This window comes from Barnesiella sp. CU968 (assembly GCF_905219685.1).
In the GTDB taxonomy this organism is placed as follows: Bacteria; Bacteroidota; Bacteroidia; order Bacteroidales; family Muribaculaceae; genus Lepagella; species Lepagella muris_A.
In genome coordinates, this window is record NZ_CAJMXD010000146.1 from 1 (window position 1) to 6,897 (window position 6,897).

At 44.6% G+C, this 6,897-nt stretch carries 4 protein-coding genes; 1 reads left to right on the forward strand and 3 read right to left on the reverse strand.

Annotated features, from left to right (window positions below; genetic code table 11):
* The coding region (locus JX312_RS07090) for a TonB-dependent receptor plug domain-containing protein (protein ID WP_204457516.1) at window positions 1–1,023 on the reverse strand (1,023 nt) is incomplete at its 3' end.
* Between the two features lie 249 nt (window positions 1,024–1,272).
* Complete coding sequence (locus JX312_RS07095) at window positions 1,273–3,597, reverse strand: glycoside hydrolase N-terminal domain-containing protein (RefSeq protein ID WP_124030819.1); 2,325 nt, start codon at window positions 3,595–3,597, stop codon at window positions 1,273–1,275.
* A 190-nt stretch (window positions 3,598–3,787) separates the two neighbouring features.
* Between JX312_RS07095 and JX312_RS07100 the strand changes: the two genes are divergently transcribed.
* Window positions 3,788–4,090: a hypothetical protein gene (locus JX312_RS07100; protein ID WP_128708024.1), complete on the forward strand. Its 303-nt coding sequence runs from the start codon at window positions 3,788–3,790 to the stop codon at window positions 4,088–4,090.
* Between the two features lie 100 nt (window positions 4,091–4,190).
* Here the strand turns inward: JX312_RS07100 and JX312_RS07105 are convergent.
* Window positions 4,191–6,897: pitrilysin family protein (locus tag JX312_RS07105; protein WP_204457517.1), on the reverse strand; the 2,707-nt coding region annotated here is incomplete at its 5' end.

Here is a 6,897-nt window from a genome sequence, read left to right on the forward strand (position 1 = left end):
CAGATATACGTTGGTCTTATCAGTAGCTTTAGAGAATGAAAGGGCATGGTTCTGTTCGAAACCTGTGCGGGTCACCTGATCAAGCCAGTTATAGCTTTTGCCGAGTCTGTGAGTAAGGAACTCGCGACGCTCGAATGCAAGAGGACTGTCCTCGTTCCAGATATAATCCTTGATGTAGGCATCACGATCGGCATTAGGATTACCATACATATATCCATTGGCAAAAGCTTCAGTTCGGAGGTTCCATATACCGTTGGCATCCATAAGGTCGGGAGAGTGACCGGGTTCTGTGAATTTTACCCAACCGTCATAAGTAACCTTACCTTCGCCCACACGCGCTTTCTTGGTAGTGATGACAACCACACCGTTGGCACCGCGCGAACCATAAAGCGCCGTTGCCGAAGCATCCTTGAGAACCTGGATAGATTCAACATCATTTACGTTAATAGAGTTGAAAGAGCCGTAATCATCACCCATAACCAGACCGTCAACCACATATATCGGGCTTGATCCGGCATTGATAGTGTTCGTGCCTCGAATCTTAATGGAGTTGGATTCAGATGGAGATGAAGCTTTACCTATGCTCACACCAGGCATACGACCCGCAAGAGCGTCATTGACAGTGGTAACAGGTTTTTCAGTGAGCACATCTCCGTCGATCTGGCTGACAGCACCAGTAAGGTCACTTTTCTTCATGGAAACTCCCACAACCACCACTTCATCAAGACCGGTTGAAATCTCTGTGAGGGTGATTCTAAGTTTACCGGATTCGGGAACTTTTACTGCCTTGGATTCATAGCCGACATAGCTAACTTCCAAGACATCGCCGGTTTTCGCGGCAAGAGAGAACTTGCCATCGATGTCGGTGGACGTACCGGTGGACGTGCCTTTCACCATGACCGTTGCTCCGATCAGCGGTTCAGATTTTTCATCCACGACTTCTCCAGTAACTATGCTCTGAGCAAAAGCCTGTGGCGCACAGAACATCAGAAAGAAGAATAGAAATTTAAATAATTTTTCCATTTCAGCAGGATTGTTATTAATGTTGTTTGGTTAGATTTTAAAATTAATTTAATCGGCATTCAACGTAATGCCAACAAAGGTTAGTCTTTCATGGGAGGCGACAAATCAACGCCGCGTCTCCTACTGAGTGATATTGCAAATTTAGCTCACAGTCAACTTCAAGGCGTGTAAAATTCAAACCTAAAAATGATAAATTTGCGCCATGTCGGTTGCGAACGGTCTTTTTTAAGCCTATATGGCTATTTGTTATCAGAATTTTACAATATACGGAGTTCCTTTTTTGAGGTTCACAGGTTTTGCAAATCCCTTGATTAAAACTTTGCAATCTTTAGTCGGATAAACTGTAGCCTCCACCATCTTCCCGTCTTTCCAGGACATGTCAAGCGACATTCCTCCCTCTGCGCATATCCCCTTTACGGAGCCGGTATGCCACGCTTGTGGAAGTGCAGGCAGGAACTCAATAAATCCTGCATGACTCTGAAGCAGCATCTCGCACATTCCGGCAACACTTGCCTCGGTGGCATCGAAACTGAAAATATCCGATTCAGCCATTGCAACCCCGGCAGGAGAAACTGTCATCAGATTTTCACGAGTGAAACGGCTAAAAAGGTTCTGAAGCCAGTCATGAGCCATCTCCCCATCCTTAAGGCGGGCATAGAGACAAAGCATATTCGCCGTTGACCATTCCGTATCTTCCCAATCGGGCGATGCTGTCTGCAGTTCAAGACTCCGGCGCGATGCCGCAGCCAATTCAGGAGTGGACTCAACAGAAATCTGATTGAGGGGAAATAGCGCCAACAGATGAGAGGAGTGCCTGTGAGAAGGATCGGAACGACGCCGGTCTCCGTCCCATTCACACACAGTCCCGTCACTCCCTATTGAAATCGGCGGTAGCCGGCGGATATCGTTCTCGAGCTGTTTCCGGAATTTCTTATCAACTCCCAAGATCTTTGAAGACTTGATGCACGCATTGTAGATATCATACACCACTTCCCTATCAATCGCAGGCATCATCGAAAGGCTCAGATGATTCCCCGATGGTGAAATATATCCGTTTTCAGGAGAAATACTCGGTCCGGTCACAAGATACCCCGTGCGAGGATCTTCCGTCATATAGTCCATGAAGAATTTTGCAGACTCTTTAAGCAATGGATACCCTATGGTACGGAGATAATCGTCATCACGGGTGTATAGGTAATGGCTCCACAAATGAGTGGCGAGCCATGCCCCTCCTGTAACGTTCATTCCCCAGCTGACGCCCCATCCGGGAGCCGTATATCCCCATGCGTTGGCAACCGTATGAGCTACCCATCCGTCGCAACCATACATCTTTTCAGCAGTCTTCGCCCCATGATGCGCCAACAATTCCAAATATCTGAAAAGAGGTTCGTTACATTCGGCAAGATTCGCTCTGTTCGCACTCCAATAATTCTGTTGGGTGTTTATGTCAAGGTGATAGTCGCATGTCCAAGGCATGTTGCATGCCATATTGTCGTTCCATATGCCTTGAAGGTTGGCACAAAGAGGCATGCCGTTAGGACGCGAACTTGCGATAAGCATATACCTTCCATATTGGAAAAACAACGCATCGAATGCCGGGTCAACGGCACCGGACTTTGCGAGACTAAGACGGGTATCGACCGGAAGGGCGGCATTCTTCGATTCACCAAGATCAATCTCCATGCGGCCGAAAAGGTTCCTATAATCAGACAAATGTGCAACCTTGCATTTATCCCAACCCAAAGAAGCGGCATCGCTTATCGTGCGGGAGCAAAGCGATTTATAATCTTTATTGTTATAATCCGTGCGTATGTCAACAAGTATTGTCGCCGCATCCGCCGACTCAACCCTCATCCTGTTTCCTTCGGCAACAATTTTTCCACCCTCGGGAATTATCTTGACCATACCTACAAAATTCACACCTCCGGGACCATGCAGAGGAAAATCCACTTTCCCTCCGAACCGGAGACAATCACCGGATGTATGTATATCCGCACTACGCAATAAATCAAGACCTATGGCAAATGTAAGCATTCCTTTCTCCGAAGAGGTCAGTCTCACGGCAATCACCTGCGTGGGGAAAGAAGCGATGTATTCGCGGGTATACGTCACATCACCGGAATCGTAGGTGACAGAAGTCACTGCATCTGCAAGATCCAGACAACGGGAATAACCGCTTACAGCATTTTTTCCGGTGTTCATTTCAAGCACAAGATCCCCTACCGGCACATGCGTGCCGAAAGAGGTCATGCGTCCGTTAAGATATTTCCACCCTAAAGAATCACCTTTTTCCGGCTCATTATTAAAAAAGTGTCCCCGCATTTCTGCAAGTCTGTCTGCACCACAGAGATTGTTGGAAGTGGAATCGGGCTGTCCGGACCACATCGATATTTCATTAAGGGCAATACGGTCAGTCTTTACACCTCCATAAATCATACCCGAAAGGCGCCCATTCCCGATAGGGACAGCTTCCATCCATTTTTCCGCAGGACGGTCATAACGAAGTCTGGTCTCAGCCGCCCATAAATTCTGAAGAGCGAAAACTCCAATAACGGCTATCAATATTTTTTTCATGATTCAAAGGTTAATTGCATTTGCAAATATCTCAGGCTATCTATACCGCTGCAAAAATACAATTACCGCATACCTTGACATACATATCCAATCGTCAAAAAATGGTAAATTTGATTCAATCGGATTACTTGCATCCTCCTCTTTAGCGATTGTTTTGAAAACATACGCAAATTCACCAAATTAATAAGAAATGGCTACAATAAAAGTCAAATTCCTCCCCTCCGAAAGCGCTGAAAAGGAGGGCATGATCTATTATCAGATTATCCATGAACGGAAAATCAGAAAGATACTGACAAGCTATTACGTTTTCCCGAACGAATGGAACAGGAAAGAAAGAATAGCAAAAGTAGATAAAGCGAAACCCCGCAGATCTTACATATACGCCATTCGCGACAGGATCAGATGGGACCTTGACCGGTCCGCACGAATAACGCGCAAACTCGACAATGAAAAAAACGGAATATACCTGCATCGACATCGTAACCGAATTTGAGAGGCATGCCATGGAATACGAAATATTACAGTATGTGAAAAGTAAAAGAGCTGTCTGACTTACTTGTCAGACAGCTCTTTAGCATAATATCATATTATGTTTACTTGGATTCAATACCCTCCATTATGACTTCTATACGATTTTTGCCGTTATAGAGATTTTTCATAAATTTATTAAGTTCCTGGAGAGTAAGATTCTCTATCGCAGCCTTGTGACCGGAGATATCATCGAAACCTTTCTCAAGCATTACAAGATTATTCTCCCAATAACCGTTATTGCGGACATTCATCTCATATTGCTTCATTGTAGCTTCTTTTACTTTATTAAAATCCTCCTCTTTCGCACCGTCATTCAGAAGTTTAAGGAACTCGGCGTTCGCACGTTCCTCCATTTTGCCAAGCATTTCGGCATTTGTCTCATATGTATATATCACCATCCACTGACCTGTATAAGGATTCAGGACAGCACCGGCAGCCGGACTATATGTCCCACCCATTTCCTCACGCAATGTTTCGGTAAATACCATTCTCAGTATCTGTCCGATGGTGCTTAGTTTAACGGAATTCTCTATTGAATATGGAACATTCGTTCCGGAGAAGATTGCATAAACCTGAGATTTGGGAGAATGCATCGGCTGCTTGAAATTGTCTATAACCTGACCTGATGCAATAGTTATTGGTGAAAGATCCTTGACAACTGACTTTCCTTTCTTGGCAGGCAGAGTCGCCACATACTGCTCAAGAAGCGGCTTAAGAGTCTCGATGTCCACATTTCCCACGAAGACGAAAGTATAATCCGCTGCGTTTGCTGTTGACAGCCTGATCATGTCAAGAATCTCATTATAATTCGCTGCATCCAATGTATTCACATCAACTTCCTGGAACATCGGATTGTTGCCATATTGCGCCGAGGCAAGATGTTTGGAAAATACGAAATTGGGGTTTGAATCCGCGTTCTTCAATATGGAACGAGCCTGATCAATTTGTGCGTTAAATGTTTCCGGATCCGGATTGACAGAAGTGAATCCGGCATAAATAAGTTCCATCAGCGTGGGCAGATCCTTTACAGAACTGCTTCCATCAAATGAATTTACAGTATTGCCAACAGAATAAGAGAGCGAAGCCACCTTACCAGAAAGATATTTTCTTAGCTTGACATTGTCAAAGTTCCCAATTTTACTTGCAGAGAATGCATCTTCCATAAGAAGAACATTTGCAGCCTGTGATTCAGGATATGAACGTTTGCCACCGTTTCTGAACGCTGTGAAACGAATCTCGTCAGCCTTGAAATCTGTTGGTTTTACAATAACGCGTACACCATTGGAAAGAAGCAATTCAGTCGTACCGAACTTGCCTTCGCTCTGAGCTTTGATTTTTCCGGGTTTGGGAAGTTTCTCAATCAAAGGATCTGTTATCACCTCATCTACATAAGCCTCATATTCGGCATTGAGAGCATTTTCAAGTGTAGAGAGCATTTCTTTCTCTGAAGCGGGAGCAATACCCTCTTTTTTAGGCTGGTCAATAACGATTACCTGATTCTCCGGAGTAAGGATTGTCGCAGCGACCTGATTGATAGCCATTACAGGTATATTAGGAAGCAACTGCTTCACCAGCTCAAATTCCATTTCAATACCGGGTGCCGCTTCGTTATCGACAAAATGACGAATAAGCTCGTTTGCATACGCACCGTTGGTAGTTTTGTTTCTTTCGTNATACAGTTTCTCATATCTTGCAGTCATGCTATCATATACACGCTGCAACTCGCTGTCAGTAAAACCAGTTTTGCAAGCTCTGGCTATTATCCCCATAGCTTCGGCAAAACCCTCTTTGATATCCGTCTTCCCGACAACAGTGATTGTGAACGCTGCTTTAGTCTTCGATACCCAGAAATCACCGAAATGCACACCTGCATAGGCATATTTACATTCGGGCTTCTGATTGTATTCTGTAAGCCTGTTGTTTATCAATGAAGAAAGAATTGATTCAAGCAACTGATCCTGAACATAACCGGCAAGCGTGTTACGCATCTCAAAAGGAGTTTTTTCGGTTTTGAAACTCAACGTAAGTCTTGTGAACTGACCTTCCGGATCTTCAAAAACTACAAATATAGGCTCTTTGTTATCGCTTACAGTCGGATAAGTCCTTTCAGCAGCATTCTCAGGCATAGGAATCGGAGAGAACAGGTCGATAACCTTCTTCTCCATTTCATCTGCATCAAAATCTCCAACAATGATAATGCCCTGCTGATCCGGACGGTACCATTTCTTATAATATGCCCTCAACACCTCCGGAGGAAAGTTACGAACAACTTCCATTTTTCCTATAGGCGTCTGCTGATACTGATATTCCTTATATACTTTAGGCAAGATGTATTCAAGCATACGGGAATTTGCATCGTTACGGGAACGCCATTCTTCCTCTATGACACCGCGCTCCGCGTTGATTTCGTCTTCTTCAAGAAGAATCTCTCCGCTCCAGTCATGAATTGCGAGCAGAACGCTGTCCATCAGAGCCTTGTCGGTAGTCGGCACATTATTTATATTATACACGGTCTCATCGAAAGCTGTGTATGCATTTATATCCGCGCCAAAACGGATTCCCTTGGACTGAAGATAATTGAGCATATTCTTTCCGGGGTAATGGCTTGTTCCGTTGAATGCCATATGTTCAAGAAAGTGTGCAAGACCGAGTTGCTCCGATGTCTCGAGCGTAGAACCGACTTTCTGCGCTATATAAAAATTTGCACGCTCTTTGGGTTCTTCATTATGCATGATAAAATACTGCAACCCGTTAGGCAATGTTCCATGC

Excerpts from the sequence above, each read along its gene's own strand:
- JX312_RS07100 (WP_128708024.1), top strand. The coding sequence starts at position 3,788 with ATGGCTACAATAAAAGTCAAATTCCTCCCCTCCGAAAGCGCTGAAAAG.
- JX312_RS07095 (WP_124030819.1), bottom strand. The coding sequence starts at position 3,597 with ATGAAAAAAATATTGATAGCCGTTATTGGAGTTTTCGCTCTTCAGAAT.